Below are 15,220 nucleotides of genomic sequence, written 5' to 3' on the forward strand. Positions count from 1 at the left end.
CCTCCCCTCGCTGTCGGTGGTGACCGCCGGGGCGTTGTGACCCGGGCCGATCCCGGCGCGCCGCTGGTAGTCGGCCACCAGGTCCAGCAACGCCGGTCCGGTCGGCCGGCGGCCGGGCCGCACGTCGCAGGTGCCGACCTTGCTCTCCTGGATCAGCACGTTCGGGTCCAGGCTGATGCCGAACAGGTCGTTGGCCGAGTCACCGGTCACCAGACCCTCGAAACCGAAGTGGTACGGCAACCACACCTGGTGGATCAACCGGCCCTCGATGCGCAACGGGGTGAGCCGGTCGGTCACCAGCACTCTCGCCTCGATCACCGCACGACCGCTGACCAGGTGTGCCCATCCCAGGTGGGCGAGACCACGCTCGACGGCCAACTCCGGGGACACCTCCACGAACATCTCCGGCTGCAACTCGGCCAGCGGCGACACCGTCCGACTCATCCCACCGGCGGTGTGGTGCTCGGTGAGCCGGCTGACCGTGAACACGTACGGGAACACCTGACTGTGCCCCTCTGGCGGGCTCGGGTTCACCGAGTTCACCGGGTGCGCGTACATCTTGCGGGTCGGGTTGGCCTGCTGCCCGTAGAGCGGGTTACGCACCGGCGACTCCACCGGCTCGTAGTGCGTCGGCAACGGGCCGTCCAGGACACCGCTGGGCGCGTACAGCCAGCCCTTCCCGTCGCCCTGCATGATGAACGGGTCGTCGCCGGCGATGCCCTCCGTCCCCGACGCGCCGGGTGGCGGCCGGTACGACGGCGGCTTGGTCTTCTCGAAGTCCGGCACGTCGTGACCGGTCCACTCGCCCTTCTCGGCATCCCACCAGATGTAGCGTTTGCGCTCACTCCACGGGTTGCCGTCCGGGTCCGCCGACGCACGGTTGTAGAGGATGCGCCGGTTCGCCGGCCACGCCCACCCCCACTCGGCAGCCACCCAGTCCTGCTCGTGTCGGGACTTGCGCCGGGCCGCCTGGTTGACGCCGTCGGCGTACACCCCGGTGTAGATCCAGCAGCCGATCGCGGTGGAGCCGTCCGCGCGGGCCTCCGCGAAGCTGGACAACGGACGGCCCGTCGCCACGTCGTACCCGTTGATCTCGCGCAGCACCGACTCGGCGCTCGGCTCCGCGCGCGGACCGTGCGTGGGGTAGTCCCAGGTGAGGTCGAGCAGCGCCCGGTCGCGCGGCAGCTTTGAGTCGGCCAGCTTCTCCCGCAGCCTGCGGCCCAGGTGGTAGAAGAACCACAGCTCGGAGCGGGCGTCGCCTGGTGGCTCGACGGCCTTCTCCCGCCACTGCAACAGCCGCTGCGTCTGGGTGAACGTGCCCTCCTTCTCCACATGCGAGGCGGCGGGCAGGAAGAACACCTCCGTACGGCACTCCTCCGGCACGATCTCCCCGGTGGCGACCTCGGGGCCGTTCTTCCAGAACGTGGCGCTCTCGATCTCGAACAGGTCCCGGACCACGAGCCAGTCGAGGTTGGCCATGCCGAGGCGCTGCGCCCGGCCGTGCGCCGAACCGACCGCCGGGTTCTGCCCGAGCAGGAAGTACCCCTTGATCTTCCCGTCGATCATGTTCAGCACCTGCTGATAGGTGCCGTGGTCACCGGTCATCCGCGGCAGGTAGCCGTAGCAGAAATCGTTCTCCGGTGTCGCCGCGTCACCCCAGTACGCCTTCAGCAGGCTCGCGGCGAACGACCCGGCGTTACCCCAGAAACCCTTCTGCCCGGGGTGCCGGATGCTGTCCACCCACTCGTCGAAGGTCGGGTGGTCGGCGTGGTGGGGCATCGGCAGGTAACCCGGCAGCAGGTTGAACAACGTCGGGATGTCCGTGGAGCCCTGGATGCTGGCATGACCACGCAATGCCATGACCCCGCCGCCCGGGCGACCCATGTTGCCCAGCAACAGCTGGATGATCGCGCCGGTGCGGATGTACTGCACACCCACACTGTGCTGCGTCCAGCCCACCGAGTAGATCAGCATCCCGGTGCGTTCCCGGCCGGAGTTCCGCGTCCACGCCTCGGCCAGCTCCAGGAACTTGTCCTGCGGGATGCCACAGACCCGCTCGACCATCTCCGGGGTGTAGCGGGAAAAGTGTCGCTTGAGGATCTGGTAGACGCAGCGTGGGTGCTGCAACGTCTCGTCCCGCGGGGTGTCCCCGTCGACCTGCGCGCCGTGCGACTCGTGCTCCAGCCCCGACGCGCTGTCGCGCTCCTTGGCCGTGTGCCCACTGCCGGAGGAGCCCTCGTTGCCCTCGTACTGCCAGCTGTCCTGCACGTAGGTGCCGGTCTCCGGATCGAACCCGGAGAAGAACCCGTCGCCGTCCTCCGTGTCGCTGAAATCCTCGCTCACGATCGTCGCCGCGTTGGTGTACGACAGCACGTACTCCCGGAAGTCCAGCTCGTTGTCGAGGATGTAACGCACCACCCCACCGAGCAACGCGATGTCCGTGCCCGCGCGGATCGGCAGGTACGAGTCAGCCACCGCGCTGGTCCGGGTGAAACGCGGGTCGACGTGGAAGACCTTCGCGCCTTTGCGCTTCGCCTCCATCACCCACTGGAAACCCACCGGGTGCGCCTCAGCCATGTTCGAACCCTGGATGACGATGACGTCAGCGTTGGCGATGTCCTGCTGGAAATCCGTCGCACCGCCACGACCGAAGCTGGCCCCCAGACCGGGGACGGTGGCGGAGTGTCAAATACGGGCCTGGTTCTCGATCTGGAGCGCCCCCATCGCGGTGAACAACTTCTTGATGAGGTAGTTCTCCTCGTTGTCCAGCGTCGCCCCGCCCAGACTGGAGAAACCCAGCGTCCGGTTGAGCGGCCGGCCCTGCGTGTCGACGTCCTCCCAGGTCTGCTCACGAGCCGCGAGCATCCGGTCGGCGATCATGTCGAGCGCGGTGTCGAGGTCCAGATCCTCCCACTGCGTCGAGTACGGACGCCGGTAGCGAACCTTCGTCTGCCGCAGCGGGCTGGTCACCAGACTCTTGCTGGCCGAACCCTTCGGGCAGAGCCGACCCCGCGAGATCGGGCTGTCCGGGTCGCCCTCGATCTGGCTGACCTGCCCGTCCCTGACGAACACCCGCTGACCGCAACCCACCGCGCAGTACGGGCACACCGAACGGGCAACGCTGTCGGCGTCCTCGGTGCGAGCGGTCAGCCCCGCCGAACGAGCGGACTGCGCCGCCGCACCCCGGCCCAGCGGGTCGGTGCCGGTGAGCTGTCGGTAGACCGGCCAACCCTCGATGAAGGTACGCAGACCCATGCCCCGACACCCCCTCCCACGCGAGCGACCCCATGAACATAGGCCAGGCGAGACATCTTCGCGAGCGGGGGGAAGCCAAACAGCGCCGCCCCCGGGCCGTGTGGGCTCGGGGGCGGCGCTGGTGTCGGTGTGCAGGTCGCCTCTCGGCGAGTGGCACGACGCGGCTCCAGCCGAACGGTATTCCGCGAAGGCGATATTAGGTGAGGCCCGGGGACACTGAGTCACACCGACACTGACCACAACCAACCAGACCCCACCCGTGTTCCCACCCCACGCCGCCCCGCCCCGCCTACTGGGGTCGATCATGGAGTTGTGGTGCTGGACAAGCCGCCCGAAGCAGTCCGGCACCACAACTCCATGATCGACGACCCCAGCCGGGACGCGCGAGGTGCGGAACATGCCGCTGGCCGGCACCCCGGGATGGGCGTGCCGGCCAGTGGTCGGGTCGTTCGGTGTGGGGGTCAGCTGTTCCAGTGCTGGCCGACCAGGTCGGTGGCCTGCTGCTCCCACTGGGCGTACGCGTCCGGGTACGCCGAGACCTGCACGGTCTGGGCGGCGTCGGTCAGGGGCATGTCCTGCCACCCGTCGACCTGCTTGAGGCCCTTGAGGAACGCCGTCGTGGAGTACTCCGGGTTCGTGATCTGTTCCGGGGTGCCCCAACCGCTGGTCGGGCGCTGCTGGAACAGGCCCAGCGAGTCGTGGTCGTTGGCGTCGCCGAGGTGACCCAGGTTCTCCAACTTCGACTCCTGCAGGCTCGTGGCGATCGAGATGACCGCGGCCCGCTCGGGCAGGCCGGCCTTCTTCGTCGCGGCGATGATCGCCTTGACGTTCGCGGTCTGCTCGTCATTCAACGTGATGTGGGACTGGTCGCCCTGCGGCTTCGGCGCGTCCGACTGCACCGCGACAGCGACGGGCTTGGCATCAACCGGGTTGGCGTGCGCGGCGATCGGACCGGCGAACACACCACCGGCGAACGCGAGACCAGCAACAGACAACATGCTCTTACGAATGATCGTGTTCATGGGGGTAGCTCCTTCGGGGGTAGGAACACCCGCTCACCGCTCGGGGGAGACGGTGGCGCAGGGTGTGAGCACCTCGTCCGGCGCTGCATCAAACAAGGGGAAAAGTCTGGGGGGAGATCGGCACCAGTCAGGCCGGGGGGCTTGCGGGGGCCGGGTCGGCGGCCTGCGAGCCGGAGGGCTCGGGCGCCGGGTCCATGTGTAACGACCGGGATCCGGGGGTCATTCCCGGGTGGCTTCCCGACGTCCGCTCGTGCGATGCGGTAGTCGGGTGGTCGCTCGTGGGGACTGCAACGACCGGGGGCCCGGGGTCATTCCGGGGGCCGGGCCATCCCGTGACACCCGATGGAGCGGGGTGCTGGGAAGGGCTTCAACGATGCGGCCCGGGGCGGCATTCCAACCCCGCCACCAGCTGTTCCAACCCCCGGTGGGCGGGGCGGTGAGGCCGTAGTCCTGCGATCGTCAGGGTATGTAACGACCCCGGCCCGGCCATCATTCCGACCCACCGGTGCGACCGGTCACAGGCCAACCGCCCCAGAGGCCGTGAACCTCGTGGCGGGGTGCTCGGCGCGCTCGACTCGACCCCTCAGACCGGACAAAAGCCCTCAGCCTCGGACGTGGTCGGCCCTCAGGACGCTAAATCGGGCTTGATCGACTCGGCTTCCTGAAACCCGGGGTGTCCGAGACGGCATGACACCGCGACTTCAAAAAACCCGAGTTGATCACGGAAACCTCAGCTGTCGCAGGCCGGGACAAATCGGACGAACCTCCGTTGGAGGATGCCCGACCCGGGCGCTCGGGCGGCCTGTTGGCCTGGGCTCCGCGAAGCACCGTCAACAGCCTGCGGCAGGGCGCAGGGATCGTCTTGAGCGACACCGGCTCGGGTGGGCGTTACCCTGACACCATGCAGGCCGTCTCCCCCACCGCGACCGGCGTGGCCTTCCTGGCCCGACCGGGTCGCCCTGCCGTGGTGGCGCGGACGCTCGTCGAGCTGGCCGGGCCCACTCGCGGCGTGGTGGAGCTGCCGGTGCGGTTGATGTGGAACGCCGAGCGCACCTTCGACCTCGCCGACCCCGACCAGCTGCTCTGGATGTACGAGAACGTGCTGCGCGAGACGACCCGCACCGAGGACCTGCGCGTCCTGATCAACGGGCGGACGCTACGCCGGGTGTGGCGACTGCTCAACCTGCCTCGGGGCGTACGGCAGGCGTGGGAGAGCCGGCACCGCGGCCTGCGCGCGGCGTGACCGAGCCTCATCTGCACGACTTCTACCGGGAGGTGGCCCGGGTGGCGCTCACCGCCGCCGGACCGTACCGGTTCGTGTTGGGTGGCGGGGTGGCCTGGGCGGCGCACGGGTTGGTCGCCCGCCCGACGGAGGACGTCGACCTCTTCGCGGACGTGGAGGGTGCCGCCGCGGCGGCCTCCGCGGGGGTGCGCGGGGCGTTGGAGCGAGCCGGCTTCCTCGTCACCGACGCCGACCCGGACAGTGAGCTGGGCGAGCTGTTCGACGGGTACGAGCAGGACATGAAGGACTTCGTGGTGAGCCGGGACGGACGGCAGATCCGGCTCAGCCTCGCCCGGTTGGACCGCCAGCAGAGCCCGGTGGTGATGGACCTCGGCCCGGTGATGGACGTCCGCGACCTGGTGGCCAACAAGATCGCGGCACTGGTCAACCGGCGGGAGGTCCGCGACTTCATCGACGTGGCGGCGGCGTTGGAGCACTACGACGTGACCGAACTGCTGGTGCTGGCACGGCAGGTCGACCCCGCGCTGGACCCGGACGACGTGCGCGCCGCCGGCCGCTACCTGGACCGCCTGCCCGAGCAACGCTTCGGACGTTACGGCCTGAGCGCCGCCGACATCGCCCAGGTCCGGCAGCGCTTCGCCGCCTGGCCACGCTGACCCAGCCGCCCTCGGCGAACCACGCACCGAGACGGCCCACGCCCTTGCGGCGGTGAGCTGGTCGGCGAGTCCGCCCGCGCAACGAACCACGCACCGAGACGGGCCGCCGGCCCAGCGCAGCGCCCGGAGGCCGGATCACGACTCACCGGACCGAACGGCGGCCTCCTGCGCTGTGGCGGGGGAGGCCGCCGCCGCGTGTGCGCGACTCACGTGGGCGGCGCCAGGCCGTGGTGGTTGCTCGGGTCGCCGGGTGATGGCGGTCCGACGGCGTTTCGGTGCGGGGCCGCGTCGTTTCAGGGGAGCGCCCACGGCGGCGGCGTGCAGCTTCTTCACGGTGGCGTCGATGGCGTGGATGCCGGTCTCGCCGCGCAGGGTCAGCGGGGGCTCGTCCCAGGCGTCGACTTCGGTCGGCGGCTGCAGGCCGGCCAGCGGGTCGGCCTTGGTGAGCGCGGCGTGGTAGACGCCCAGCGCGGCGGCAGCGTAAACGCGGGCGGCCCGCTCGGCGCGTTCGGCCAGGTCGGTGACGTGTGCGTGGGCGAGCTTGGCGCGCTGACGGCCGGTCTCCTGCCACAGCTCGTGCACTGCAGCGGCCTGCTCGGTCACCGCGGCGGGCAGGACCGCTGCCGACGCCGGCGGTTCGGCGCTGGCCTCACTCTCGGCGGCCAGGTGCATGTCGTGTGCGGCGCTCCACGCCTTGACCAGCGCTTGGTAGAGGGTCCGGTGCTGGCCGAGAAGTTCGTCGGCGCGCGCCGGCCAAGGTTCGGCGTCGGCGCCGTCGGGGTGCGGGGTGGTGACGGTGGGGTACGCGGCCGTGTGCGCGGCGTGCTGGTTGCGGTAGAAGTCGCGGCCCCGGTCGGTGATGCGGTAGCCGTCCGGGCACGGTTCGGCCAGCAGCGGCATGTGCCTGTCGATCAGCACGTGCTCGATGGTCGCCGAGTAGCTCCAGGTCAGCGGTTGACCGCGCTGGTCGGCCGCCCACAGCCCCGCCAGGACCTCCCACGCGCGCTGGCTGAGCCCGACCTTCGGCTTCGCCCCGTTGGTCCAGGAGCCGCGTCGGGGCGGGCACCCGAGCAGCGCCCGCCTCGACGGCGGATCACTTGGTCGGTCGACCGCCCGTGACGCCCAGGATCTCGCCGGTCACATAGCTGGATTCCTGCGAGGCGAAGAAGACGTACGCCGGGGCCAGCTCCGCCGGCTGGCCGGGGCGACCCTCCGGGGTGTCGGTGCCGAACTGCTTCACCTTCTCCTCCGGCATCGTGGCGGGGATCAGCGGCGTCCAGACCGGGCCGGGCGCGACCGCGTTGACCCGGATGCCCTGCTCGGCCAGGTCGGCGGCGAGGGCCTTGGTGAAGTTGGCGATCCCGGCCTTGGTGGTCGCGTAGTCCAGCAGCTGCGGCGACGGGTCGAACGCCTGGATCGACGCCGTGTTGATGATCGCCGACCCCTCGGTCAGGTGCGGGATGGCGGCCCTGCATAGCCAGAACATCGCGTACAGGTTGGTCCTGAGCACCCGGTCGAACTGCTCGGTGCTGATCCCGAGGATCCCCTTGTCCTGCGACATCTGGTACGCCGCGTTGTTGACCAGGATGTCGATGCCGCCCAGGTCGTGGACCGTCCGGTCGACCAGCTCCTGGCAGTGCGCCTCGTCGGTGATGTCGCCGCGGACCGCGATCCCCCGCCGACCGGCGTCCTCGACCAGGCGGATGGTCTCCTGGGCGTCGGCGTCCTCCTCCTCGCTCAGGTACGAGATCAGCACGTCGGCGCCCTCCCGGGCGAACGCGAGCGCGACCGCCCGGCCGATGCCCGAGTCACCCCCGGTGATCAGCGCCCGCTTGCCGTCGAGTTTGCCGCTGCCGCGGTACGACTCCTCGCCGTGATCCGGCTTCGGGGTCATGTCGCCGGTCGAGCCGGGTGGTGACTGCTGTTGTGCGGGCTGGCCGGACTGCTGGCCGTACTGGCTGGTCGGGTCCTGCTGGGTGTGCTGGTCCTCGCTCACCGATCTCTCCTCGCGCCGCGCGGGAAGCGGGGGCTGCCCCGCGAATGTCGTCCCTGACCGCCCTACCCCGCCCCGGTCTGCGGAAACCGCGGCAGCACGTGGGGCTGGCGTGGCGGGTGTGCCGCCTGCTGGTTATGGTGCGCAAGGCGCTCACGAGGCGCGTCCACCCCCATGGAAAGGCACGTCATGACCTCTCCCTCCGGCCCGTCGCGCCGCCAGGTGCTCGTCGCCGCGGCGGCTGCGGCGTCCGCCCCGCTGATCGCCGCCGCGCCCGCGCAGGCGGCCGGCCGCCCGGCCCGGCCGCGCACCTGGGACCTCACCCTCCTGGGCACGTCGGACACGCACGGCAACGTCTACAACTGGGATTACTACCGCGACGCCGAGTACGACGACAGCAAGCAGAACGACATCGGCGTCGCGAAGCTGGCGACTCTGATCAACCAGATCCGTCGGGAGCGGCGCGGCAAGGCGACGCTTGTGCTCGACGCCGGCGACACCATCCAGGGCACGCCGCTGGCCACGTACTACGCCAAGCAGGAGCCGATCACCGCCACCGGGGAGAAGCACCCGATGGCCCGGGCGATGAACGTCATCGACTACGACGCGGTGACGCTGGGCAACCACGAGTTCAACTACGGCCTGCCGTTGCTGGACCTGTGGATCCGTCAGCTCGGTTTCCCGGCCCTCGCCGCGAACGCGGTCAACGCGAAGACCGGCAAGCCGGCCTTCCTGCCGTACGTCATCAAGAAGGTCTCGCTCGGCTTCGCCGCACCCACGCTGCGGGTCGGCATCCTGGGGTTGACCAACCCCGGTGTGGCCATCTGGGACAAGGGCAACGTCGAGGGCAAGCTTCGCTTCGACGACATGGTCGCGACCGCCGCGAAGTGGGTGCCGATCATGCGGGCCCGCGGCGCGGACCTCGTGCTGATCTCCGCGCACGGCGGGGACAGCGGCACCTCCAGCTACGGCCCGGAGCTGCCGAACGAGAACCCGGTGGCGCTGATCGCCCAGCAGGTGCCGGGGATCGACGCGATCCTCTTCGGCCACGCGCACAACGAGGTGGTCGAGCGGTTCGTCACCAACGAGCGCACCGGCGCCCAGGTGCTGCTCTCCGAGCCGTCGAAGTGGGGCCAGCGGCTCACCCGGATGGACTTCACCCTGACCCGCGAGCGCGGCCGGTGGACGATCACCAAGAAGGCCGCCAGCATGCTGAACACCAACACGGTGGTCGAGGACCCGAAGGTGCTCGCCGCCGTGCGGGCCCAACACCAGAAGACCATCGCGTACGTCAACCAGGTGGTCGCGCAGTCCACCGTGGAACTGTCGGCGGCGGAGTCACGCTACAAGGACACGCCGATCCTGGACTTCATCAACCACGTGCAGACCGAGGTGGTCGGCGCGGCGCTGGCCGGCACCACGTACGCGGACCTGCCGGTGCTGTCGATCGCGGCACCGTTCAGTCGTACCGCGGTCTTCCCCGCCGGTGACGTCAAGATCCGCGACGTGGCCGGCCTGTACGTGTACGACAACACCCTCGAAGCCGTCGTGCTCAGCGGCGCCGAGGTGCGCGCGTACCTGGAGTACTCGGCGAAGTACTTCCGTACCCTCGCGCCGGGCGCCCCGGTCGACCCGGAGCAGCTGAGTGACCCGACGGTGCCGGACTACAACTACGACGTCTTCTCCGGCCTCGACTACGACATCGACATCTCCAAGCCGGTCGGGCAGCGGATCACCCGTCTGGTGCTGGCCGGCACCGACACCCCGGTGGCCGACAACGCGCAGTTCGTGGTGGCGGTGAACAACTACCGGCGCAGCGGCGGCGGCAACTTCCCCGGCATCGTCAAGACCCAGGTCTACAACGCGCAGCAGGAGATCCGTCAACTGCTCATCGACTGGGCGCAGGCCAAGGGGACGATCGACCCGGCCGACTTCTTCCAGCAGAACTGGCGACTGGTACGCGAGGGCGTGCCGGTCTTCTGAGCACAGCGCACCGCGAACGGGCCGTGGGTGGCGACACCCGCGGCCCGTCGTGCGTTCTCAGCCCTGCACGATCCAGCAGGTCAGCCCTGCACGTTCCAGCGGGCCAGCCCTGCACGTCCAGCAGGTCAGCCCTGCACGTTCCAGCGGGCCAGCCCTGCACGTCCAGCAGGTCAGCCCTGCACGTTCCAGCGGATCGGGTCCTCGGCCTCCTCCGGGCGGTCGCGCCCGGGGTCGGTCTCGGTCAGGGCGACACGGTCGTCGGGTCGCACCGCGGGCGGCAACTCGCCGAACCGGGTGTGGCGCAGGAACGCGTACTCGTCGTCGGTGAACGGTTGCTCGGCCATCGGCGCCTCCTACTTCCCTGTCATTGTCCAGCGGCTGGGCCACTGGACACCAGTGTCTGCTCACACCGCGTAGGGCATCCTAGGATCCTGGGTGAATAGAAGGGGCGCGGCGCGGCGTGGGTAGCCGATCCAGGACCGCGAGGGCCGCCCGGATGGGTCGACGCCCCAGCATCTCGTCGAAGCTCGCCCGCCCCTGGCAGAACTGGACGAACATCCGCCAGCCCGGCGGCGTCGCCAGCAGGGCGTGGAACACGTCCGGGCGGCGGGTGAACACGTCCAGCAGCCGGAAGCCCGCCCGCATCTCCGGCACCAGCCGCTCGGCGACCGCCCGCTCGTACCCGCACACGTCACCGGCCGCGACCGCCGCACCGGCCAACCCACCGGACCGCAACGCGAAGCTGATGCCCTCCCGGCTCCACGGCTCCAGCAGCCCCGCCGCATCCCCCACCACCAGCACCCGGCCGTTGCGCAACGGCGAGTCCTCCGCCCGGCACCGGGTCAGGTGACCGGAGTCGTGCTCCGCCGGCAAGCCGGTCAGCCCCAGCCGGTCCACGAACTGCCGCAGGTACTCCCGCGTCCCCTCCCCCGCGCCCCGCCCGGCAATCACCCCGACGGTCAACCGGTCACCCTTGGGAAAGACCCAGGCGTACGACCCCGGCATCGCGCCCCAGTCCAGCAGCAAACGCCCCCGCCACCGCTCCTGCTCCGCCGGGGGCACCGGAACCTCCAGCTCCAGGCCCAGGTCCACCTGCCGGTACCGGACCCCCACGTGCCGGGCCGTCACACCCGACGAACCGTCCGCCCCGATCACCGCCCGCGCCGCGATCGTCGTACCGTCAGCCAGCCGCAGGCGTACCCCATCGGGGTCCTGCTCGATCGCGCGGACGGCGACCCGCTCCCGCATCTGCGCGCCAGCGGCGACCGCCGCCGCGCGCAGCCGGTCGTCGAACTCCTCGCGGCGCACCATGGTCACGACGGGACTGTCGTTGCGGCGGGTGAACTCCCGGCGGCCGTCGCGGGTGAACGTGACCCGGTCCACCCGGTCGTGCGCGGGCACCTCGATCCGATCCGCGACGGCCGCCAGAGACGTGCCGATCAGCCCACCACCGCAGGTCTTGTAGCGCGGGTGCGCGGCTCGCTCGACAACAAGGGTGGAGACACCGGCGCGGGCAGCGGCATGTGCCGCGGAGAGCCCGGCGGGGCCGGCGCCGACGACGACGAGGTCCCAAACGATCACGAAAGCAGCCTAGGGCACCGCCGAACGCCGGGCCCTTCGCCACAGCCGGCGCCGACCGCCCAATCGGGTGTGCATCTTCGGTCAGCCAGGGGGTAACCGGCGCACGGCAACCGCCGCACGACGGCGGACAAACGAAGGAGGAACCAATGCAGCAGGTGCAACTGTCGGAGGCCGAGCAACGGGTGTACCAGGCGGTCACCACCCTGGAAGCACGCGGGCAGGTGCCGTACCCGGACCTCATCGCCGAGGAATCCGGGCTGACCCAGGAGCAGGTGGACAGCCCCCTGCACCTGCTCACCGAGAAGGGCCTGCTGCACCGCGAGGACTCGCCGATGGCCGGGCTCGACTTCGGCCCCCGGTTCTGCGCCCGCCAGATGGCGTGAGGGCACCGAGCCATCCAGGACGATTCGCCCCCCGTTGCGGCGGGTAGCGATCAGCAATGCGTGATCGACAGCAACGGGGGGCGCGATGAGTGCGGCGCAGACGCCGCAGCCGGTGACGGCGGCCGAGAACCGACGACGCTGGCAGGCGGTCGGCGTCGGGCTGGTCGCCGCGTTCATGACGCTGCTCGACGTGAGCATCGTCAACGTCGCGGTGCCCTCCATCGACCGGGCGCTGCACGCGTCGCCGAGCGACCTGCAGTGGATCCTGTCCGGGTACGCGCTCACCTTCGGCCTGGCACTGGTCCCCGCCGGTCGCTTCGGCGACGCCCGCGGTCGGCGCAACGCGTTCGTCTTCGGCATCGCGCTGTTCACCGTGACCAGCGCGCTCGCCGGCCTCGCCACCTCCCCGACGTGGCTGGTCATTGCCCGACTGCTTCAGGGTGCCGCTGCCGGCATCGTCAACCCGCAGGTCATCGGGCTCATCCAGCAACTTTTCCGAGGGCCGGAGCGGGCCCGCCCGTTCGGGCTGCTCGGCGCCACCATCGGGATCTCCACCGCGGTCGGGCCGCTGCTCGGAGGGCTGCTCATCGCCATCGGCGGCGAGGAACACGGGTGGCGGTGGGTCTTCTTCGTCAACGTGCCGGTCGGCGTCCTCGCGGTGATCCTCGGCTGGCGTCTGCTGCCCGGCCGCCCCGCCGGTCAGGCCGGCTGGCATCGACTCGACCCCGTCGGCGTCCTGCTGCTCGGCGTGGGCGTGGTCCTCGTCCTGCTCCCGCTCGTGCAGGAGCAGCAGTGGCAGACCCCCTGGAAGTGGGCGCTCATCCCGATCGGCCTGGCGGTGCTGGTCGTCTTCGGGCTCTGGGAACGGCGCTTCGCACGCCAGCACGAACCCCTGTTCGACCTTCGACTGTTCCGTCTCCAGTCGTACACACTCGGCTCGATCCTGGCGTTGGTCTACTTCGGCGGCTTCACCGCGATCTTCTTCATCTTCACCCTGTTCCTCCAGATGGGTCTCGGGTACAGCGCGTTCATCGCCGGTCTGGCCATCACCCCGTTCGCCCTGGGCTCGGCGGCCGCCGCCGTGCTCGGTGGCCGCATCGTCAACCGCTTCGGCCGACCACTGGTCGCCATCGGTCTGCTCGCCGTGGTGATCGGACTGGCCGGGACCGTGGTCGCGCTGAAACTCGCGCCGGACGCCCCCGCGCCCTGGGTCGCCGCCGGTCCACTGCTCATCGCCGGAATCGGCAGCGGGCTGGTGATCGCCCCCAACCAGACGATCACCCTCTCCCAGGTGCCGGTCGGGCAGGCGGGCAGCGGCGCCGGGATGCTCCAGACCGGTCAGCGGATCGGCGCCGCGGCCGGCATCGCCGCCGTCGGCTCGTTGTTCTTCTCGTCGCTGGCCGACAGCCGCGGCAACTGGACCAGCGCCTTCGAGCGCTCCCTCCTGCTGGCCACCGGCATCATCGTGCTCGCGCTGATCTGCGCGCTGATCGACATCGTCCGCACCCACAACCACCACAAGAACTGACCCGGCTACGCCGCTGGCCGGCACCCCGGGATGGGCGTGCCGGCCAGTGGTCGGGTCGTTCGGTGTGGGGGTCAGCTGTTCCAGTGCTGGCCGACCAGGTCGGTGGCCTGCTGCTCCCACTGGGCGTACGCGTCCGGGTACGCCGAGACCTGCACGGTCTGGGCGGCGTCGGTCAGGGGCATGTCCTGCCACCCGTCGACCTGCTTGAGGCCCTTGAGGAACGCCGTCGTGGAGTACTCCGGGTTCGTGATCTGTTCCGGGGTGCCCCAACCGCTGGTCGGGCGCTGCTGGAACAGGCCCAGCGAGTCGTGGTCGTTGGCGTCGCCGAGGTGACCCAGGTTCTCCAACTTCGACTCCTGCAGGCTCGTGGCGATCGAGATGACCGCGGCCCGCTCGGGCAGGCCGGCCTTCTTCGTCGCGGCGATGATCGCCTTGACGTTCGCGGTCTGCTCATCATTCAACGTGATGTGGGACTGGTCGCCCTGCGGCTTCGGCGCACCCGACTGCACCGCCACGGCGACGGGCTTGGCATCAACCGGGTTGGCGTGCGCGGCGATCGGACCGGCGAACACACCACCGGCGAACGCGAGACCAGCAACGGACAGCATGCTCTTACGGAAGATCGTGTTCATGGGGGAAGCTCCTTCGGGGGTAGGAAACACCCAGGCCACCAATGGGGGTCGGCGGTACAGGGTGTGAGCACCTCGTCCGGCGCTGCATCAAATACGAGTGAAAAGACTGGGGAGGTCGACGTCTGGCAAGCCGGGGGCTCATGACGCCGGGGTTGGCGGCCTATGAGCGGGGGGGCTCGGGCGCCTGGGTTGGCGGCCTACGAGCGGGGGGCTCGGGCGCCGGGGTTCCGGGGTCACGAGCGGGGGCTTGTGGCGCCGGGTCCATGTGTAACGACCGGGGGCCGGGGGTCATTCCCGGTGGCCCATCCACCGACACCCTCTAGGAAAGCGGTGGCGGGTGGTCGTTCGCGGGGACTGCAACGACCGGGGGGCCGGGGTCATTCCGGGGTTGGCCCGTCCCGTGACACCCCCAATAAGCGGGGTGCTCGTGCGGTCATCTCGGGAGACTCCAACGATCCGGCCGAGGTCGACATTCCAACCCCCACCAATCCTCGGCGGGGCGGCGGGCCGGTGGTCCTGCGATCCTCAGGGTATGTAACGACCCCGCCCCGGCCACCATTCCGCCCCACCGGTGCGACCGGTCACAGGCCAAAGCCCTCCAGACCTCGTAACGGGGTCATCCCCACGCCCGGCCAACCGCCCATACCGGACAAAATTCCTTTCGCAGAGCGTCAGCCGCCTCAAGGCACCTCGATCAGGCCTTGATCCACGCGACTTTCTGCAAACCGCGGTATCCAGGATGGCTTGATACCCCGCCTTCAAGAAACCCGAGTCGATCTAGAGGAAATCGCGGTGACCTGGGCGGGCGGACACCCCGACTTCAAGGAAGCCGAGTCGATCAACGAGCGTCCACGACGGCGGGCTACGCGAAGCGGACAAAAGCCGAGGTGAGCGGTCTGTGACCGTTCGGATGAACGATTGTGGCTCGGGCCCGGACGCGAAGA

General features: G+C 70.0%; 11 protein-coding genes and 1 pseudogene. 5 read left to right on the forward strand and 7 right to left on the reverse strand.

Features of this window, described 5'->3' with window-relative positions; translation table 11 throughout:
* Positions 1-3: 3 nt before the first annotated feature.
* Together fdh and LADH09A_RS21615 are read right to left on the reverse strand one after the other, a co-directional pair.
* Positions 4-3,255 (reverse strand): annotated as a pseudogene (fdh, locus tag LADH09A_RS21610) (formate dehydrogenase); the annotation flags it as partial.
* 461 nt (positions 3,256-3,716) lie between these two features.
* Positions 3,717-4,277: a hypothetical protein gene (locus LADH09A_RS21615; protein ID WP_238647287.1), complete on the reverse strand. Its 561-nt coding sequence runs from the start codon at positions 4,275-4,277 to the stop codon at positions 3,717-3,719.
* A 901-nt stretch (positions 4,278-5,178) separates the two neighbouring features.
* Here LADH09A_RS21615 and LADH09A_RS21620 point away from each other — a divergent pair.
* Together LADH09A_RS21620 and LADH09A_RS21625 are read left to right on the forward strand one after the other, a co-directional pair.
* Complete coding sequence (locus tag LADH09A_RS21620; protein WP_179779166.1) at positions 5,179-5,520, forward strand: hypothetical protein; 342 nt, start codon at positions 5,179-5,181, stop codon at positions 5,518-5,520.
* Positions 5,517-6,176 carry a nucleotidyl transferase AbiEii/AbiGii toxin family protein gene (locus LADH09A_RS21625; protein ID WP_088951764.1) on the forward strand — a complete coding sequence of 220 codons (660 nt, stop codon included), beginning with the start codon at positions 5,517-5,519 and terminating at the stop codon, positions 6,174-6,176. The genes LADH09A_RS21620 and LADH09A_RS21625 overlap by 4 nt, the downstream gene beginning before the upstream one ends.
* A gap of 135 nt (positions 6,177-6,311) precedes the next feature.
* Here LADH09A_RS21625 and LADH09A_RS21630 read toward each other — a convergent pair whose 3' ends face one another.
* Both LADH09A_RS21630 and LADH09A_RS21635 read right to left on the reverse strand, forming a co-directional pair.
* Positions 6,312-7,094 (reverse strand): hypothetical protein, encoded by a 783-nt coding sequence (locus LADH09A_RS21630; RefSeq protein WP_238647288.1) that lies wholly within the window; start codon positions 7,092-7,094, stop codon positions 6,312-6,314.
* Positions 7,095-7,269: 175 nt separating this feature from the next.
* Complete coding sequence (locus LADH09A_RS21635; RefSeq protein ID WP_238647289.1) at positions 7,270-8,172, reverse strand: SDR family oxidoreductase; 903 nt, start codon at positions 8,170-8,172, stop codon at positions 7,270-7,272.
* Between the two features lie 186 nt (positions 8,173-8,358).
* Between LADH09A_RS21635 and LADH09A_RS21640 the strand changes: the two genes are divergently transcribed.
* Positions 8,359-10,152: a bifunctional metallophosphatase/5'-nucleotidase gene (locus tag LADH09A_RS21640; protein ID WP_238647290.1), complete on the forward strand. Its 1,794-nt coding sequence runs from the start codon at positions 8,359-8,361 to the stop codon at positions 10,150-10,152.
* 170 nt (positions 10,153-10,322) lie between these two features.
* On the opposite strand, the gene LADH09A_RS21645 is transcribed toward LADH09A_RS21640, so the two are convergent.
* Positions 10,323-10,496 carry a hypothetical protein gene (locus tag LADH09A_RS21645; protein ID WP_238647291.1) on the reverse strand — a complete coding sequence of 58 codons (174 nt, stop codon included), beginning with the start codon at positions 10,494-10,496 and terminating at the stop codon, positions 10,323-10,325.
* Between the two features lie 79 nt (positions 10,497-10,575).
* Positions 10,576-11,733, reverse strand: coding sequence for a geranylgeranyl reductase family protein (locus tag LADH09A_RS21650; RefSeq protein WP_238647292.1), 1,158 nt, complete (start codon positions 11,731-11,733; stop codon positions 10,576-10,578).
* Positions 11,734-11,879: 146 nt separating this feature from the next.
* Between LADH09A_RS21650 and LADH09A_RS21655 the strand changes: the two genes are divergently transcribed.
* A complete protein-coding gene (locus tag LADH09A_RS21655) occupies positions 11,880-12,116 on the forward strand; it encodes a hypothetical protein (RefSeq protein WP_238647293.1) in 237 nt (78 codons plus the stop codon).
* Between the two features lie 85 nt (positions 12,117-12,201).
* The gene (locus tag LADH09A_RS21660; protein WP_238647294.1) at positions 12,202-13,644 is read left to right on the forward strand and encodes an MFS transporter; all 1,443 of its coding nucleotides are present in this window, start codon (positions 12,202-12,204) and stop codon (positions 13,642-13,644) included.
* 71 nt (positions 13,645-13,715) lie between these two features.
* Here the strand turns inward: LADH09A_RS21660 and LADH09A_RS21665 are convergent, their stop codons facing one another.
* Positions 13,716-14,276, reverse strand: coding sequence for a hypothetical protein (locus tag LADH09A_RS21665; RefSeq protein ID WP_238647295.1), 561 nt, complete (start codon positions 14,274-14,276; stop codon positions 13,716-13,718).
* Positions 14,277-15,220: the final 944 nt, after the last annotated feature.

Source organism: Micromonospora cabrerizensis (genome assembly GCF_022230955.1).
GTDB classification, from domain to species: Bacteria; Actinomycetota; Actinomycetes; order Mycobacteriales; family Micromonosporaceae; genus Micromonospora; species Micromonospora cabrerizensis.

What these genes read in the sequence shown, in the direction of transcription:
- LADH09A_RS21615 (WP_238647287.1), bottom strand. Translation starts at nt 4,277, where the DNA reads ATGAACACGATCATTCGTAAGAGCATGTTGTCTGTTGCTGGTCTCGCG.
- LADH09A_RS21620 (WP_179779166.1), top strand. Translation starts at nt 5,179, where the DNA reads ATGCAGGCCGTCTCCCCCACCGCGACCGGCGTGGCCTTCCTGGCCCGA.
- LADH09A_RS21640 (WP_238647290.1), top strand. Translation starts at nt 8,359, where the DNA reads ATGACCTCTCCCTCCGGCCCGTCGCGCCGCCAGGTGCTCGTCGCCGCG.
- LADH09A_RS21645 (WP_238647291.1), bottom strand. Translation starts at nt 10,496, where the DNA reads ATGGCCGAGCAACCGTTCACCGACGACGAGTACGCGTTCCTGCGCCAC.
- LADH09A_RS21655 (WP_238647293.1), top strand. Translation starts at nt 11,880, where the DNA reads ATGCAGCAGGTGCAACTGTCGGAGGCCGAGCAACGGGTGTACCAGGCG.
- LADH09A_RS21660 (WP_238647294.1), top strand. Translation starts at nt 12,202, where the DNA reads ATGAGTGCGGCGCAGACGCCGCAGCCGGTGACGGCGGCCGAGAACCGA.
- LADH09A_RS21665 (WP_238647295.1), bottom strand. Translation starts at nt 14,276, where the DNA reads ATGAACACGATCTTCCGTAAGAGCATGCTGTCCGTTGCTGGTCTCGCG.